Annotated in this window: 10 protein-coding genes; 5 read left to right on the forward strand and 5 right to left on the reverse strand. The window is 51.4% G+C overall.

Going from position 1 to position 15,887, the window contains the following annotated elements; genetic code table 11:
• Positions 1-177: 177 nt before the first annotated feature.
• The gene (locus G445_RS0105295) at positions 178-1,497 is read left to right on the forward strand and encodes a hypothetical protein (RefSeq protein ID WP_022866512.1); all 1,320 of its coding nucleotides are present in this window, start codon (positions 178-180) and stop codon (positions 1,495-1,497) included.
• Positions 1,498-1,968: 471 nt separating this feature from the next.
• Positions 1,969-2,646 (forward strand): Crp/Fnr family transcriptional regulator, encoded by a 678-nt coding sequence (locus tag G445_RS0105300; RefSeq protein WP_022866513.1) that lies wholly within the window; start codon positions 1,969-1,971, stop codon positions 2,644-2,646.
• A gap of 344 nt (positions 2,647-2,990) precedes the next feature.
• Here the strand turns inward: G445_RS0105300 and G445_RS0105305 are convergent, their stop codons facing one another.
• Positions 2,991-4,412, reverse strand: coding sequence for an MFS transporter (locus tag G445_RS0105305; protein ID WP_022866514.1), 1,422 nt, complete (start codon positions 4,410-4,412; stop codon positions 2,991-2,993).
• 143 nt (positions 4,413-4,555) lie between these two features.
• Positions 4,556-6,937, reverse strand: coding sequence for a glycoside hydrolase family 2 protein (locus tag G445_RS0105310; RefSeq protein WP_211210510.1), 2,382 nt, complete (start codon positions 6,935-6,937; stop codon positions 4,556-4,558).
• Positions 6,938-7,138: 201 nt separating this feature from the next.
• Here G445_RS0105310 and G445_RS0105315 point away from each other — a divergent pair, with 201 nt between their 5' ends.
• A complete protein-coding gene (locus tag G445_RS0105315) occupies positions 7,139-8,059 on the forward strand; it encodes a LacI family DNA-binding transcriptional regulator (protein WP_169511068.1) in 921 nt (306 codons plus the stop codon).
• A gap of 140 nt (positions 8,060-8,199) precedes the next feature.
• On the opposite strand, the gene G445_RS0105320 is transcribed toward G445_RS0105315, so the two are convergent.
• From G445_RS0105320 to G445_RS0105330, 3 genes are all read right to left on the reverse strand, one after another.
• A complete protein-coding gene (locus G445_RS0105320; protein ID WP_022866516.1) occupies positions 8,200-9,921 on the reverse strand; it encodes a SulP family inorganic anion transporter in 1,722 nt (573 codons plus the stop codon).
• Between the two features lie 222 nt (positions 9,922-10,143).
• A complete protein-coding gene (locus G445_RS0105325) occupies positions 10,144-11,529 on the reverse strand; it encodes a sugar porter family MFS transporter (RefSeq protein ID WP_026420972.1) in 1,386 nt (461 codons plus the stop codon).
• Positions 11,530-11,971: 442 nt separating this feature from the next.
• Entirely contained in the window at positions 11,972-12,991 is a 1,020-nt protein-coding gene (locus tag G445_RS0105330; RefSeq protein WP_022866519.1) for a LacI family DNA-binding transcriptional regulator, read from the reverse strand.
• A 328-nt stretch (positions 12,992-13,319) separates the two neighbouring features.
• Here G445_RS0105330 and G445_RS0105335 point away from each other — a divergent pair, with 328 nt between their 5' ends.
• The gene (locus G445_RS0105335) at positions 13,320-14,939 is read left to right on the forward strand and encodes a xylulokinase (protein ID WP_022866520.1); all 1,620 of its coding nucleotides are present in this window, start codon (positions 13,320-13,322) and stop codon (positions 14,937-14,939) included.
• Between the two features lie 202 nt (positions 14,940-15,141).
• Positions 15,142-15,843, forward strand: a complete 702-nt coding sequence (locus G445_RS0105340) for an L-ribulose-5-phosphate 4-epimerase (RefSeq protein ID WP_022866521.1) — start codon at positions 15,142-15,144, stop codon at positions 15,841-15,843.
• The last annotated feature ends 44 nt before the right edge of the window (positions 15,844-15,887 follow it).

A 15,887-nucleotide genomic window follows, 5' to 3' on the forward strand; every position in this document is an offset into this window, starting at 1 on the left:
CTCGATGTGGAAATGTACTAGCGGCCACCACCTCCCACCCCTCCCCGCAACTCACCGCAAAAGACCCCTATATTTCCAACTTTTTCGTTGTAAAATATGCATAACTATGAAACACACTGATGTAATTCACTGTTTTCACATTTAGCTAAGGCGTTCATTGAATAAAGGAGCAGCACCGTGTCCACTCCCCAAAATCCGTATAATTCTGGGCAACCTCAGCGGTTCGACGACGAAGAAATTCTCGAACCCATCGGGGAAGATTTACTGGAACAGCAGGAAACAGTGGCGTATCCGACGTCGGGCGCCACACCTTCAGCCGATTTTTCCGACACACAAACTTCTCAGCTTCCACCGCTTCCTATTGATGACCTTGATCGTCAATCCTCTGCTAGCTCAGAGTGGCGGTCAGCTACTTCTTCCTTTGATGCCGAAGCACCGTCCGCAACTCGCCCGTTCGTAGTGGCTGGCACAAATCCCGCAGGCACAAACCCAGCAGGCACAACCGTCGAGGAAACACTAAGTGGCGCTTCAACAGATTCCGGTGTGAACCTTCCCGCCATTGACGGAGACGTAGCTCCCACAGATTCCGCCATCCCTTCATCGGCATCCGCGCCGAGGCCCCAGAAAACCGGCGGGTCTACACCCGGCGTAGACCCTCGCTCTCTCAACGCGCAGACCACCTCAGAACAGAACGATTTCCCTGTTCGCACCTCAATCACAAACGGTTTTTCCGACACGAATATTGATTATTCCTACGGTGTAGATGAACCCACCGCAAACCGTGAATACGTAAATTTGGCGCAGGCTGCGGGCGTTGCCGTCACACCTCCTGAAATTGAAACACCTCCGGCTCAAGAAAGTAAGCCTGTCTCCAAGGCGCGCCGGGCGGAAATCGATTCCGCACCCGTCGCAAAGCCTTTAACCCCGGATGTAGCCGCACGCTGGGCAGAATACTCCGACGGCGAAGCAATTCCCGCAGCTCCGAAAAAGCGCCTCTGGACGCATCTGTGGGTCACTCTTGTCACCCTCCTTCTCACCCCTCTAACCTGGTATGTGCTCTCCGATTCCATTGCTCGCTTTGAAATTTCCCGTCCTAGCGCACTGGAAGCAGCCTCCGTGAATTACGCCGCGGTATTCGAACTCCTTGGCGGGGTCGCCCTCGTTATCCTCATCGCTCTCCTTGCGCGCCGCTCCACGCTGGGAACGCAACTGTGGGGTTGGTGCATTATGCTCGGTGGCATCTTCTTCCTCATTTTCCCCAAGATTGGCGTGAAAATTAGTACAGCTCTTTCCGGTTTAGAAGGCCCAACATCAACGATTAATACGACGACGGAAAACTTCGTCCACCACTTCTCCCGCGATATCTCCTTTGGCGGTTTCGTCATCTTCGGAGCAATGCTTCTTGCCATAGGTTTCGCCGCACATGGAGCACGCCGCCGTGGAGAAACACGCGCCACCGCGCAAACCGCACGTGCCTTGACCGGTACCGACGATTAACTCCTGGAACGCACGTCCTAGCCCGGCGCAGTTATACGCCGGAGTCGCCCCATTGCATTAGCACCTCGGACGTTCGGCCTAGCTTTCCCTCGATGTCCCCCGGTTGCGTTTTTACGCGCAGACCGGGGGATTTTCTCTATCGGCATATTTTAGAACTATTCCATTTACGACGGTGAATGCGCGCCTCACCCTTCTCGTCGCCTTTTGAGCGCGTCTCACATAATGAGAATACCCTTGTTCTTAAACCCGCAAAATTCCGCCCTTTTCCACCCGCACAACACACGCCCCTCATTCGTCGTACCTTATCTTTTTTATTCACAACGTCCCCCAGGCGTAAATGGCCCCTATTTTTAACGTCAAAAAATACATTTATTCACACAAATTTCAGCGAGTGTTATGAAAGTTGCCTCAATTAATGGCAAAATGTGATGTGAGACCTAATTATGTCATTCGCAAAAGAAGGAAACAGATATGGATACCACGGTTCTAAGAACCGTCCCTCTTTTCTGGGAGATGGACGAAGCCAGCTTGGAAGAACTGGGTGGAATGCTTACAGAAACTTCCCTTCGCCGCGGGGAATCCCTTTTCCACGAAGGCGATAAAGGCGATCGCCTCTACGTCATTACCGAAGGCAAAGTGAAGCTTAGTCACACATCAGACGACGGGCGCGAAAATCTTCTCGCAGTCCTTGGCCCGGGAGAAATCATTGGCGAACTTTCTCTCTTCGACTTAGGGGCACGTTCCTCTTCAGTCACAGCGATTACTCCTACGCACTTATTCTCCCTTTCGCACAAGGACATGAGCGCCTTCCTTGAGACTCACCCGACACTCGCCATGTCGATGTTGCGCGAAATGGCGAAGCGCCTGCGCAATACAAATGAAAATCTCGCAGATCTTGTATTCTCCGATGTTCCCGGGCGCGTCGCCAAAGCACTTCTCGATTTGGCCAAACGTTTCGGTGAGCGCACAGCCGAGGGCATGTATGTTGCCCACGATTTAACGCAGGAAGAGTTGGCACATTTGGTTGGTGCTTCACGCGAAACCGTCAACAAGTCCCTCGCTGATTTTGTTTCGCGTCGCTGGATTCGCCTCGAAGGGCGTGCGGTTCTCCTGTTGGAGCCGGGTCGCCTTCAGCGTCGAGCACATTAAACCAACTTTTTTACACATGTAACGTCGTTTCGTTAACAAGGCATGTCCGTAACTTTCGAGTTGCGGACATGATTTTTTGTACGACGACGGCTACTTACCGCGCCCGGCACCCCGTCGATAGGGCAAAAACTGCAGGAAAACAACAAGCGAAGTGCCCTGGGTATCCCACATATTTTACGGGACTCCCAGGGCACTTCATGTAACTATGTATCTTGTAGTTCAGCTACATTCTTCGTACACGATACTTCTTAGGGCATCTCAACACCTATATTTGGCAAAGAGGTAGACATTAGAGGCATTACCACAACCAACCCATCTGCCGAGCGTTTATCGTCTTTGATTACTTATTCGCCGCGCTTTTCCTTCAACGCCAGGGTGTTTTCCTGGACGCGCTTCTTACCCAGCGGGTAGATAAAGATAATAAGCAATGCCATGACGCCGAAGAAGATAGCGGGCAAGAGTGTCACGTACATGTAGAGCCCATTAAGAGTCTCTTGTGACTGCACGACTTCAGCACCAACCTTGTAGTGAATCCATCCGAGGGCCGCGCCGGAGAACCATCCGGCAAAAGCCTGCCCGAGTTTACGGGCGAAAGAGTACACAGAGTAGCATGTCGCGTCCTCACGCATACCGGTTTTTACTTCAATATCATCGATAACTTCGGTAATCATTGCCCAAATAACGATGTTGAACAAACCAATACCGATGAAGGAGCCAATGTATAGAGCAGAGAACACATACACGTTATCCGTCTTGATGAGGTAGGCAACAAACATGCAACCCGAACCAATTAACGAACCTACGGCACCCATAACCTTATGCCCCACATGCTTCGCCAAAGGTCCTGCGAACGGAGCGATAATGAATGTCATCACGGAGCAGATAAGGTTGACCGTAATCAGCATGGCCTTATTGCTGAAGTAATCCGCATACAGGTAGTTTGACATCTGCTGCAAGAACAGCATCGCCATCAGCAAGGCAATCGCGGCACCGATAATACCTGCCATGGAACGAGACTGGAATGCACCAAGGAGCATCTTTGTGATGGAGCGATCTTCGTGCGCTTCTTCTTCCGGGTCCTTCTTCACGCGCTCTGTTGTCATCGCGTAGCAGATGTAGTAGCAGAGGAAGGATGCAATAGCGAAGATGAGTGATACCCACATGAAGATGTTGGAACCTTCACCGCCGCGAATAATCTGGTTACCATTTTCGTCCTTGACGTAAATGATCATCGGACCCAAAACGCCGATAATAAGCATGGCGCAGGTAGCACCCACTGTACGGAAGGTGGACAGCTGGGTACGATCTTCAGGCTTGGAGGAGATCACGGAGGCCATGGAGCCGTAGGGAATGTTCACGCAGGAGTAGAGAATACCCCAGATAATGTACGTGACATACATGTAAATAATTTTCACGCTCATGGAGGACTCCACGAACCATGTCTGGTACATGAGGAAGGAGAAAATAACCGTCGGCGCGGCCATACGCATCATAATGACGCGATACTTCCCGTTTGGATGATTTTTTGCCCTATCGACGACGACACCCACCGTTACGTCGGCAAAAGCATCAATAATACGTGCGATAAGGAACAAGGTTCCCACAACCCCAGGATGAATTCCCATCACCTTGGTGTAGAAAATCATGAGGAAACTGCTGGCAAAAATGAACATAAAGTCATTTCCCCAGTCACCGAACATGTAGCCGACTTTGTCTTTAATGCCGAAAGGCTTTACAGCCTTTGCTTGCTGAGTGTTTGCACTCATATCTCTCCATTCGTTGGGATTAGGGTGTGCGGGAAACCGGAGAGGAACCCGCACACCATTTTTTATGTAAAATTGTGTAATTCTGCTTCATCAAAGGGACTGTGGAGAACTACTTGGGATGATTTTTACCGTATGGAATCTACTTAGTCTTTCTTGACTTTTTGCAGTTCCATATTCAGGTAAGAAACTTTGCCGTCGAAATCGTCGATATTTTCGAACATTGCTTTCATCTGGTCAAACATTTCAAGGATTGACTTGTTGCCCATAATCCCCAACATGCTTGCCTTCAAACGCATACCAGACATGCTCGACGCGGCATTCGTCAGAATTCCGGAAGCGTCGGGGTTCTTGATAATTTCGGATACCGTGTCGTGGACGGAGTAGTAGTTGTGGTTGTAGGGTGCGTCGGCGGGTAGGCCTTCTTGGGAGGTGTCGTCAAACCAGTTCATGACGATGTTCCCGCCTTCGGGGTCAACATACGTGTAGGGCTCGAATGGTTCTGCCACCTTTTCCCACGCGGTTGAATCCACAACCTCACCGGCAAACGCGGATACCTGTGTGAAACCTTGCTCGAGAGGAACATTCTCGAAGATAAACACGTGACGGTTTGCGTTATCGGTTTCGGATATCGTCGCAAATTCTTTATTATCGACGACGAGGGTGACCTCGCTTTGGTTGGAATACACTTTCACCGTGATCTCATCTGTCGCACGCTTGGCATAACGCTTGGAGCAAATATGGACCATGGGTTCATCCGACCAATACGCCTGGCAGATGAAGTAGGCATCTTTTTTAATCTTGCGATCAAACGTGACCAGGCCTTTATTATTACGGCCCTTCACCCCGCCCTCGTCACGAGCATCGCAACCGAAATCGAACATGTTCCACACATGGGTTCCCCACAACCAGTCACGTTCTTCAATAATCTTGCACATGTGTTCGTGATAGACCGCCTGATATTCTTCCGAATAATCCCCAGGCTTGGGTTCATCACTGTGATAGGAAATAATCCCTTCACACCCATACTCGGACAGGCCTGTCGAACGGGTGGGATGCATTGCGTGGAAAGAATCCAACCAAGTCTCATTATCTTCAAGCTCACCCGTATACCACCCGAAGTAATGGTTATAACTCAAAATATCAGTAATCTGGTTATGGTCACTATCCTTAGGAGTATTCGACACCTGAGCCATTGTTGTCACACGGCTAGGATCAAGACGCTTAGCCAGGGCGTGAAGTTCCCGAAGATTCTCGGACAGCTTCTCACTACCCCCACCAATAAGGATCTCGTTAGAAATACCCCACATGAGAATCGAGGAATGGTTATAGTTCTGGTAAATCAACTCATGCAACTGGTTAATACAATCCTGGTGAGCAGCCGGATCCGGATTCATCTTCGAAATAAACGGAATCTCAGCCCACACAATAAAACCAAGACGATCACACAAATCATAGACATCCTGGGACTGCTGATAGTGAGCAAGACGAACCGTGTTCGCACCCAACTCACGAATCATCAAGAAATCTTCCACATGATCATCAAAGGATAACGCATTACCCACACCCAAACGATCCTGATGACGCGATACTCCACGAAGAGGCATCAACTCACCATTCAAGAAGAAACCCTTCTGCGGATCAAACTCGAACTCGCGAACACCGTGATACAACTCCACCGTATCCATCACTTCATTATGACGAACAAGCGAAACAAGCACACGATACAAATACGGATCATCCACACCCTGCCACAAACGAACATCCGGGATCTCCACAACACCCCAAACCTCATCTCCTGCAGGACGAGTCAACCCACCAACGAGGCGTTCTTCGTCGTCGAAAATCTCAACAACAACCTGATCCACCGCCTCAGCATTCCTCACCCAAGCACGAACATCCACAACACCCGCACCCGCTTCGGAAATAGTAGAGGAAACCCTCACACCACGCCCGCCATACGTTTCCACATCAAAATGAGTCGGATGAACATACACAAGGTGAACCGGGCGATACAAACCACCATAGAACGTGAAATCAGCCATCTGAGGATACACATCACTACGCTCCTCATTCGACACGCGAACAGCCAACACATTCTTACCCTGGGCAAGCACATCCGTCACATCGCAACGGAACGTCGAATAACCCCCAACATGCTCACCAACACGCGCTCCGTTAACAAACACCTCAGCAACATTAGCGGCGCCCTCAAACTCCACAAAAACGCGGTACCCCTCAGGGCGATCCTGAGGAATAAACTCACGAACATACCAGCACGCCCCACGGTAATAATCACCGCCACCATCCTGGCCATCAAAACGATTCCACGTATGAGGAACACTCACACAAACAAAACCATCCCCACCACAAGCAGGAACACCATCAACACTATCCTTGGTAAAGAACCAACCATCTTCCAACGTCTCAAACCAACGCATAAGAAAACTCCTTCCGCCCCTATCTTCCGTTGATAACAAGGGCTTAAGCGGTTTACCGGCATCATTGCCGTCCGGTAACCTCACCATTGCGGTCATTTTTAGCATATTATTTGAGGTTAATTTATGGTGAATTTTCCATCATTTTCCATAAACCGTACAAACGGCTTTGCTTGAGCTATAAAATTATATGGGTAAGTGCAAAGGGGCGTGCGTGATGGATTCGAAAAAAATCACGATACATGATGTGGCGCGTATTGCGGGGGTCACCCCACAACGGTGTCGCGGGCTTTGTCGCGTCCGGGCCGGGTTAATCTTGACACTGCAAAACGTGTTCGGAAAATTGCCGATGAACTTGGGTATCGCACGAAAGCGCTCGAACCTCAAGAAGAAGAAAAATTACACGGCTCCATTATGACCTTAGCCTCCGATTTAAAGTACCCCATTTTTGCCGAATTTCTTTATGGTATGCAAAATAGGTGTCTCAAAAATAATTTTTGTTTATTAACGGCAACTACGAAGGAAAATTACGATATTGAACGGGACACTATATTGAGGATGCTCCCGCATGTAGACGGTTTCATTTTCACGATGGCACGAATTTCCGACTCCGCGATTCGAAAAGTGGCCACCATGAAACCCACGGTTATTATGAATAGAGAAGTGGGTGGTGTTCAAGCCATTATTTGCGACGATAGACCCGCTCTCTACGCTACCGTCGTGCGATTAAAAGAACTCGGGCATACCTCGCTTTCGTATATTTCTGGGCCGGAAGCGTCCTGGCAAAATGGATTCCGCTGGCAATCGCTGAAAACAATATGCGAGCGTGAAAAAATACGGTTGCGCCAAATAACTGGAACCATTAGGGGAAATATTTTTAGCGCGAAAAAAGCGTTCCGCTCCTACATTCAACACCCCACATCCGCAGTCATTGCGTTTAACGATTTGCAGGCAATAGAACTGATGGACTTGTTTATTGCACACGGCATTAAAATTCCCGGAGATGTGTCCCTTATCGGGATTGACGATATTCCTGGGAATACGTCAACGAAAATACCGCTCACTTCCATTCGTATTCCGCGTGAAGACATGGGCGCGGTTGCCGCAAACCGCCTAATTGAGCGGATTCTCAACAAGACATCGGTTAACACTACGCCAATTTATTGTCGCTCGGTTTTTATAGAACGTGAAAGTATTGGGCCCGCAAAATAACGTCTCTTACCGGCACAACAGGTGGATTCTAGGGGTGGTACGTTTCCACGTACCACCCCACTTCGTCGTCCGAAATCTTATAAACAAACAACAGCAAAAAGAAGCTGTTTATTGCTAATCCCTAGCAAGCGCGTAGAAAACTATTTCTTAGCTGCGTCGAGTTCGTCGAGAATTTCTTCCGCACGTTCCCAGGCGGCCTCGCGCGTATCGCGGTAGTGGTCGTCGACCTGATTCTGGCGGAGAAGCCCCATGCGAATACCCATCGCCAAGACTTCGGGAGCCGCGCCCAACACCACAACTTTTCTTCCGGAACCGAGAATACGGTCTACCACTTCACCGATACCCTTCACCCCGCTAGCATCCAAAACACCTACGCGGGACAAACGCAGAATAACAACCTCCACGCCCCCAAGTTTCGGGATTTCGTGCTCCATGCGGTCTGCGACACCGAAGAACATGGTTCCGTCGATACGAATTGCAGCAATCCGCGGATTCTCGCTATTTTCGCGCACAATACCACTCCGCGCGGCGAGCCTCCTCAACACGAGGATTCCCGCAACCAAAATACCTACAGCAACCGCCCAAATAATATCGAGAACAATTGTGAGGATCGCGGTGAGGAAAAGGACGGAGAGGTCGGAGCGAGTTGAGTAGGCGATTTGCATAATATTTTTGCGGCTCACCATGTTCCAGGCCGTCACGATAAGAACGCCCGCAAGCGTCGCGAGCGGAATATACGACACCGCTGTGGAGGCCAGGTAAATCACGCCGATAAAGAAGAGTGCGTGAATAACGGCAGAGAGTCGGCTACGCCCGCCGGTGCGAATATTCACGGCTGTTCGGGCGATTGCGCCGGTGGCTGGCAAGCCCCCGAAACACCCGGCTGCCATGTTCGCCATCCCCTGCCCCACGAGTTCGCGATCCGGATTATAGGATCCACCTGGAACCATGCCGGCAGCCACGCGCGCGGACAAAAGGGATTCGATTGCGCACAGCGCCGCGGCCGCTAATGCAACGGGAAGAAGTTGCATCACCATATCCATGGTGGCGTGAGGAAGATGCGGGGCAGAAAGCGAATCGGGAATGGTGCCGATGCTGGGGATTTTTACTCTACACACAACCGCTACGCCTGTCGCAACAACGACGGCAATAAGCGAACCGGGTATTTTTGGCGAAAGTTTTCCAAGCCCCACAATAATGAGGACGGTCAGGAGCGCCAGCATTAGGGTAAACATCCACGCTATGCCTTCAATGTCAAAGAAAGCACGAAATGCTGTGACGACGGTGTTCCCACCCTTTTTCGCCGCCACGCCTAAAAGATTGGGAACCTGTTGGAGGAAGAGAAGACCGGCAATACCGAGGGTGAAACCTTCAATAACCGGCCATGGGAGGAGGGAGACTGCGCGCCCAAGTCCGAGAATACCGGCGAGGAACACAAAGAAACCACACATGAGTGCGAGGAGTGGCACTATCCCCTGCCCGTACAGTGCAGTCACGGGAGCAATAATCACGACCATGGCCCCGGTGGGGCCAGAAACCTGATAGTTAGATCCGCCAAAAATAGCGGCAACTGTTCCCGCAACGACGGCGGTAATGAGCCCCATTTCTGCGCTGACTCCCGAAGCGACAGCGAAAGCGAGGGCTAGGGGAAGGGCAACAACGCCGACGGTAATACCGGCAAAAATATCGCCTTTCCAGTGGCGGGCTACCTGCTGGGCATCATCTTTGCAGGGTAAAACGGAACGAATATGGGCAAGGATAGACACAAACATACCTTTCAACAGTAGGAGGGTGCATCCATAACGAGCGTGCATATTGAGGATTCCGACAGTTCGAGAATCATCACAATCTTCGTTGGCCACACGTATTATTTCCGACTACGTGTTTTATATGATGAAAGCGAGCTATCGCGTGTTTAGCTTATCATGCACAGCGGAATTTTTTATTTCTATTACCTTTTTTACGACGAAAAATATGGCGGGCAGTAAACTGCCCGCCATACCGTCGTCATACCTATCTCACGTTATCCCAACGAACGTGAGAGAAGTGACAACCATGCTGATTCACAAAGCTAAGCACTCATCCTACTTAGCGCGCTGTGCAGCATGTTCCTCAATCTCTTCGAGCGTGCGCCCACGCGTTTCCGGAACCGCAAACTTCACGAAAACGACGCCGAGGACGCAGATAATACCGAAGATCAGGAAGACGAATTCTTGGCTCATATGAACCGTCATGATGGGGAAGATGAGACCCACGAGGAAGGAGCCAATCCAGTTACATGAGGAGGCAATACCGGAGGCGCGTCCGCGAATTGCCAGCGGGAAGATTTCGCCCACAATAACCCAGGTAAGTGGCGCCCATGTGAAGGAGTAGAACGCAACGTAGATGCTGAGGAATACAACAATCATCATGGGGTGTGCGCCCGGCATGACCCAGTTAATAATCGAGGGAAGAATAAAGGACAGGGCCATCACGCTACCGCCAACCATAATGAGGGTCTTGCGGTTGATTTTTTCCGCAATGGCAATGAAGAGGAGTGAGCCGAGAACCAAAATCACGCCCTGGATAATGGGCCACATGAGAGCTTCGCCCGCGGCCTGGCCGGTTGCCTTTTCAACAATGAGCGGAATGTAGTAGAAGATGGCGTTTGCGCCCTGGAACTGCTGGAAGGCTGCCACGCCAACACCGGCCATAACGAGGTAGCGGTAGCGTGAGGAGAAGAGGCTTCCCCAGTTCACGGCGTGGGCTGCACGGCTTTCTTCCGCAGCAGTTGTCTTAATTTCTGCGATTTCTGCTTCAACTTCTTCTGGGGAGCGGATATAGCCGAGAACCTTGCGCGCTCCTGCTTCGTCACCCTTACGGATAAGGAAACGCGGAGATTCTGGAAGGCGCAACACGCCGAGGAAGAGAATAATCGCGGGAACCGCAGCTGCAATAAGCATGGTGCGCCATGCCCATTCGTGAGGCAGATCCTTGAGAATGTAGTCAACAATATAGGACAGCAACATACCCGAAACGATCATTGTCTGGTTCAAGCCGGACAGGTTTCCGCGAAGGTGTGCGGGGGAAAGTTCAGACATGTAGGCGGGAACGAGGGCGGAAGCCGCACCAACGGCAAGTCCAAGGAAAATACGGCTAATAATGAGCCATAATGTTCCTCCATCCGGAACAATACCGCAGGCGATGGAGCCGATAACAAAGACGATTGCCGATGCGAGAATCATGCGACGCCGTCCAAGGTGATCCGAGAGCAAACCTGCAAGGGCGCCACCAAAAATAGCGCCAGCCATAACGCCCGCTGTAATCCAGCCAATAACGGTGGCGTTTGTTAGATTCCAGTCATGGACGAGGAAGGGCAGTGCGCCCGTCATCACACCGATATCGTAACCAAAGAGGATTCCGCCGAAGGAACCGAAGAAATAAATAAACTTGCCGGAAATTTTCTTTTCCGAAGCTGTTTGTTGTGCCATAGAAACTCCTTTGTAGAAACACCCATGTTTCGTGATGTAAGCTGCGTCAACGGTGATGAACTTACCCATCCATCTAAATGTTATCGCTAACATTTTCGCATACATTGCATACTAGGGAAGAAAAACGCATATGTCAACAGATTGAGAGAAAGTGATGCGGCTCACAGTTTTTCGGGCGTCGTGGTAAAAATCTCCTGCGCCGAGAATTTTAGAGGCTCAGCCGGCGCCACAACATGATGTTTTTACGACGATTTTTGGACACGTAACATGAGAATGTTCATAATCTTGGACAAATCAGGGTGAAAAATCGGTGTTTTGGACATAACCGAAACGAATGCAGGCTTTTGGGCTACGTAAAGCATCGGTTTTTGAACTACACGAAGCGTGCTTTTTCAACCAAACGAAACGCCGATTTTTGAACTAAACCAACCCCGGTTTTGGACTATTCGACGCGCAAACGCGCCGTGGATTCACGTATAACAAGACGCGGAGGAACCGGCGTTAAATCGGGCTCTTCTCCGGCAACCAAAGCAAGGGCAGCCTTTAACACCCTAAACCCTAATACATCAAAATCTTGAGAAATCGTAGATAGCGCAGGGCTGTAATATCCGGACTCCGGCACGTTATCAAAACCAATGACGGACATGTCGCGCGGAACAGAAATCCCGCATTTAGCGAAGGCTGCAAACAGCCCCAAAGCCATATGATCATTGGCGGAAAAAAGCCCCGTGGGGCGCTCTACAACGGGCAGGGAAGCAATATACATTCCCGTATCGAAACCGGATCTCGCGCTCCAATCTCCGGAATAGTTGACAATTCTCATGCCTAATTTTTGAGCCTCGTCGAGCGCCGCATCGTGGCGAAGCTGGGCATCATTCCAATTTTCAGGGCCGTTAATCAAACCAACATGCTCATGTCCAAGCTGGTGAAGATGCCGAATTGCCATGCGTGCCCCAGCATCCTGATCAACACACAATCCGGGAATATGTTCGGCCGCATCAGCCTCGATTCCCACCGTAATCAGTGGAATATCCAACTCCAACTCCGCAACGAATTCCGTCGTCGAATGACGTGCGGCAATGACGATAATCACATCAACGCTACGCTGGAGAAAATTATTGACAGCGGCGAAGAATTCTTCACGAGAATTCTCTGAAACCGTGGTTAAAAGCGTGGTGTATCGCGCCTCGCGCGCCTCTTTTTCGAGGGCTGCTAGAGTATGCGTCGGACCAAAAAGGAATGAGCCTACCGAAATAACTCCCACCATAGAAGAACGGTTTGTTACCAGGGTTCGAGCCGCCGTATTTGGCACATATCCCGTATCGCGAATAGCTTTCTTGACGCGCTTGCGAGTTTCTTCACGCACTCCGGGGAAATTATTGATAACACGTGAGACGGTTTGATGAGACACGCCAGCCACCTTGGCTACCTGAGCCATTGATGTTGTTCGCATATCGCGCATAATCAATCTTTCCTATCTGTTCCGTTTATCTCTCGATCTCTCAGCTTCCTGCAACCCCTGATTTATCAACACTATTGATACTTTACAGGAAACCGCACAACGCCTCTGACGCTCAGAGGAAAAATACTCGACTATTCCGTGTCAGCACATCACAGCCCCTGAATTTTACCAATGCGACGCAGGTGATTCTAGAGAAAAATACTATAGGGAAAATTGCCCCTTGCATATCTTCAATTTTTTGTGCATACTAAGAGCATACGGATGTTAACGCTAACATTTACCCTCGTGTTAACCGCAACTTCGCACATACCACTCGAAGGAGAGTCACATGCCACTTGGCCCCGATTACGCACAGATTTTGTCCTCCGGGCAAGCCTGCCTGGGAATCGAATTCGGTTCCACCCGTATTAAAGCCAGCCTGGTCACCCCGGACGGCGAAGCCTTCGCCTCCGGCGTTCACTCCTGGGAAAACCGGCTCGTTGATGGCCACTGGAGCTACTCGCTGGACGCCATCTGGGAAGGAATCGCAGGCGCATACGCTTCACTAGTGAACGAATGCCAGGAAAAATATGGCGTCGTCGCAACAACATATTCAGCCCTCGGAATTTCAGCCATGATGCACGGCTACATGGCTTTCGACAAAGATGCAAACCTCCTTGTCCCCTTCCGCACATGGAGAGATACGACGACGGGGCGCGCAGCCGAGGCGCTCACCGCAGCTTTCAACTTCAACATTCCGTTGCGCTGGTCCATTGCTCACTACTACCAGGCAATGCTGGACAATGAACCACATGTCCCCAGCGTTGATTTCTTCACAACGCTCGCGGGATACGTCCACTGGAAGCTCACGGGCAAGAAGGTCATCGGGGTGGGAGACGCCTCAGGAATGTTCCCCATTTCCGACGACGGAAGCACCTACGTTCCCGAATTCATCGAAAAATTCAACAACATAGCCGGCGATGGACGCAATGTTGCCGATCTTCTCCCCGAAGTTCTGCCGGCCGGTGCCGATGCGGGAACCCTGAGCGAAGAAGGCGCACGCCTCATTGACCCTTCCGGAAAACTCCAGGCCGGCGTGCTCTGCGCTCCTCCCGAAGGCGACGCAGGAACAGGCATGGTTGCCACCAACGCCGTACGCCCCCGCACCGGAAACGTGAGTGTGGGAACCTCCATTTTCCTTATGGCAGTCTTGGAAAAAACGCTCAAGAATGTTCACCCCGAACTTGATATTGTGACCACGCCCGATGGTGCTCAGGTTGCCATGGTTCACTGCAATAACGGCGCGGACGAAATGTCACGCTGGGTGGAAATGTTCCGTGAAGTCGGCATTGCCCTGGGCGCTCCGGATGTTAGCTCCGATACGATTTACGCAGCTATGCTCGGCGCGGCCCTCGATGGAGAACCGGATGCGGGCGGAGTCCTCGCCTACAACAATCTTTCCGGCGAACCCGTCGTTAACCTGACGGAAGGCCGCCCCCTCATTACCCGCGCACCATGGGCAACACTTAACCTTGCGAACTTTATGCGCTCCCAGGTGTACTCCACCTTCGCAGCCCTCGCTATCGGCCTGGAAGTCCTCGAAAAGGAAGACGTTCATCTCGATATTCTCTCGGCACACGGTGGCGTATTCCGTACCGAAAAAGTGGCTCAGCGCCTGCTCGCCGCCGCAACGCACACCCCGATCACGGTTCCCGATGGCGCTTCCGAAGGCGGTTCGTGGGGCATGGCGGTTCTCGCAGCCTACGTGGCCTACTGCAAGAAGAACGGCGCAAAGACACACGCACTGCCCGATTTCCTCGACGAAGTTGTTTTCGCCTCCGCATCTAACGCCACGATCAGCCCCTCAACTGTTGATGAGCGCGGATTCGCCACATTCCTCGCGGGATACAGGCAGGGATTGACCATCCAATCGAGCGCAATTTCCGCCCTCCCCCCGCGTGCCCTGTAAAACCAGGCGAGCTAGTTGAGTTAAAGCCGGGCGAGATGCACGCCATCTCACCCGGTAGAAACTCGGCTAGATGCCTAACAGTTTTTGCGCGGGTAACCGCCCGCGCAGTCTCTCAAGTAGCGCCCTGGGCCACGCCTTCCAGGCCGGCCCGCATGCGCAGCCACTTCAACACGTAACACCCCACACAACATAAAGGAGAACAATGGGACTCGAAGCATATCCCCAACACATTCGCGAAAAGGTCGCTGAAACTCGCGATATTGTCTGCAAACTTCACGCCGAACTCCCCCGCTGGGAACTCGTGGTGTGGACAGCAGGGAATGTGAGCCAGCGCGTCGTCGTCGGAGATGAACCTAGTGAAAAAGACCTGTTCGTCATCAAACCATCCGGTGTACGATATGACCAACTGACACCAGAATCCATGGTCGTCTGCGATATTAAGGGAAATCTTGTTGACGGAGACAGAAATCCCTCATCCGATACCGCAGCGCACGCCTACGTTTACGAAAATATGCCCGAAGTAGGTGGGGTTGTCCACACGCATTCCACCTACGCAACCGCATGGGCGGCACGTGGTGAAGAGATTCCGTGCGTTCTGACCATGATGGGCGACGAGTTCGGTGGCCCTATCCCCATCGGCCCGTTCGCCGTGATTGGCGACGATTCCATTGGACGCGGCATCGTCGAAACGCTGAAAGGACATCGTTCCCCGGCCGTTCTCATGCAGAATCACGGACCCTTCACCATCGGCAAAGATGGCGAAGCGGCTGTGAAGGCGGCGACAATGGTCGAAGAGGTTGCACGAACTGTTCATATTTCCCGCCAACTTGGCGAACCGTTGCCGATTCCCCAAGAAAAAATTGACCATCTCTACAACCGTTACCAAAACGTTTACGGACAGTAGGCACACCACGCGGTTAACCGCGCTCCTGGCGCAAGGTTCGGGCG

Source organism: Actinotignum urinale DSM 15805 (assembly GCF_000420445.1).
GTDB lineage: Bacteria > Actinomycetota > Actinomycetes > Actinomycetales > Actinomycetaceae > Actinotignum > Actinotignum urinale.